The organism is Aquabacterium sp. A08 (assembly GCF_011742065.1).
The window spans coordinates 1-2,204 of sequence record NZ_JAAQQT010000700.1; the positions used below are offsets into that span (position 1 = coordinate 1).

Here is a 2,204-nt window from a genome sequence, read left to right on the forward strand (position 1 = left end):
GCTGCGCCTCGCGCAGGGCCTTGAGCTTCTCGCGGCGCTCGGCGATGAGGTGGTTGTCGTCGGTGACCGGGGCGGCGTGGGTGTCTGGCGTCATGGGGCAACAAAAAAGAGGGCTGCGGCCAAGCCGCAAACCCTCTATTCTAGTTTCGGGCCAGGCCCGTGACGCAAGGTGCCGATCGCAGCATCAGGCGGCGGTGCCTTCGCCCAGGTAGGCGGCCTGCACCTTGGGGTCGTCCAGCATGGCCTTGCCTTCGCCGGTCATGGTGATCTCGCCCGAGTCCATCACGTAGCCGCGGTCGGCGATCTGCAGCGCGCGGCGCGCGTTCTGCTCGACCAGCACCACGGTCACGCCCTGGGCGTACACGTCTTTGACCACCTCGAAAATCTTGTCCACCATGATGGGCGACAGGCCCATGGACGGCTCGTCCAGCAGCAGCACCTTGGGCTGGCTCATCAGCGCGCGGGCCATGGCCAGCATCTGCTGTTCGCCGCCCGACATGGTGCCGGCCAACTGGTCCTTGCGCTCGCGCAGCCGCGGGAAGATCTCGAACATGCGCTCGATGTCGCGCGCGATGCCGGCCTTGTCCGAGCGGATGTAGGCGCCCATCAACAGGTTTTCGGTGATGGTCATGCGGGTGAACACGCCGCGCCCCTCGGGCACCATGGCCAGGCCTTCCTTGACCAAGTCCCACGAGCCCTTGCCCTTGATGGACTGGCCCAAGTACTCGATCTCGCCGGCCTCGGCCCCCAGCATGCCGGTGATGGCCTTCATGGTGGTGGTCTTGCCGGCGCCGTTGGAGCCGATCAGCGTGACCAGCTCGCCCTCGCGGACCTCCAGGTCGATGCCTTTGACCGCCTTGATGCCGCCGTACGACACCTTCAGGCCCGAAACTTTCAACAGGGTTTGTGCCATTTCAGTGTCCTCCGGTGCCCAGGTAGGCCTCGATCACTTTTTCGTTCTTCATCACCTCGGCCGGGGTGCCTTCGGCCAGCTGCTTGCCATAGTCCAGCACCGTCAGGCGGTCGCACAGGCCCATCACCAGCTTCACGTCGTGTTCGATGATGAGGATGGTGCGGTTGTCGTGGCGGATGCGGTCAATCAGCTCGCGCAACAGCACCTTTTCGGTGGCATTCATGCCGGCGGCGGGTTCGTCCAGGGCGATCAACTTGGGGTCGGTGGCCAGGGCACGGGCGATTTCCAGGCGGCGCTGGTCGCCGTAGCTCAGGGTGCGCGACTTGTAGTCGGCGTACTTGGCAATGCCCACGTACTCCAGCAACTCCATGGCGCGGTCGGCGATCTCGCGCTCCTCGCGCTTGAAGCTGGGGGTGCGCAGCACCGCACCCAGCAGACCCGATTGGGTGCGCACGTGGCGGCCCACCATCACGTTTTCCAGCGCCGTCATTTCAGAAAACAGGCGGATGTTCTGGAAGGTGCGGGCGATGCCGGCCTTGGCCACCTCGTGCACCGCGGTCGGGGTGTAGGGCTGGCCGCCCAGCGCGAAGGTGCCGGTGTCGGGCGTGTAGAGCCCGGTCAGCACGTTGAAAAACGTGGTTTTGCCCGCGCCGTTGGGGCCGATCAGGCCGTACACCTGGCCGCGCTGGATTTCAATGCCGACGTCGCTCAGCGCCTGCAGGCCGCCGAAACGCTTGGAGACACCGGCCACTTTCAGAATGGTTTCAGTCATGGTCGTCGCCTCACTTGCTCAGGGATTTGCCGTGTTCCGGCGCCGGCCACAGGCCGCGCGGACGCAACAGCATCACGACGATCATGGCCAGCGCGATCAGCAGCTGACGCAGGATTTCCGGGGCCAGGCGGCCGTCGGTCAGGGCGTGCAGAGGACCGGCCACGTGGCGCAGCACCTCGGGCAGACCGGCCAGCAGCAGCGCGCCCAGGATGACGCCGGGAATGTGGCCAATGCCCCCCAGCACCACCATGGCCACCACCATGACGGACTCCATCAGCGAGAACGACTCGGGCGAAACAAAGCCCTGGAAGGACGCGAACATCACCCCCGAGACACCGCCGAACGAGGCGCCCATGCCGAACGCCAGCAGCTTGAGGTTGCGGGTGTTCAGGCCCATGGCCTTGGCCGCGATCTCGTCCTCGCGGATCGCCATCCAGGCGCGGCCGATGCGCGAACGCTCCAGCCGGTAGCAGATGATGACCGACAGCACCACCATGAACAGAAACAGGTAGTAGTACA

3 protein-coding genes are annotated in these 2,204 nt (G+C 65.5%); all 3 read right to left on the minus strand.

Annotation, left to right across the window (positions count from 1 at the left end; all coding sequences use genetic code 11):
* Window positions 1–184: 184 nt before the first annotated feature.
* A complete protein-coding gene (locus tag HA630_RS20930; RefSeq protein ID WP_166837461.1) occupies window positions 185–913 on the minus strand; it encodes an ABC transporter ATP-binding protein in 729 nt (242 codons plus the stop codon).
* Between the two features lies 1 nt (window position 914).
* Window positions 915–1,685, minus strand: coding sequence for an ABC transporter ATP-binding protein (locus HA630_RS20935; protein ID WP_166837463.1), 771 nt, complete (start codon window positions 1,683–1,685; stop codon window positions 915–917).
* Between the two features lie 10 nt (window positions 1,686–1,695).
* A partial coding sequence (locus tag HA630_RS23885; protein WP_243855599.1) for a branched-chain amino acid ABC transporter permease occupies window positions 1,696–2,204 on the minus strand: 509 nt, incomplete at its 5' end.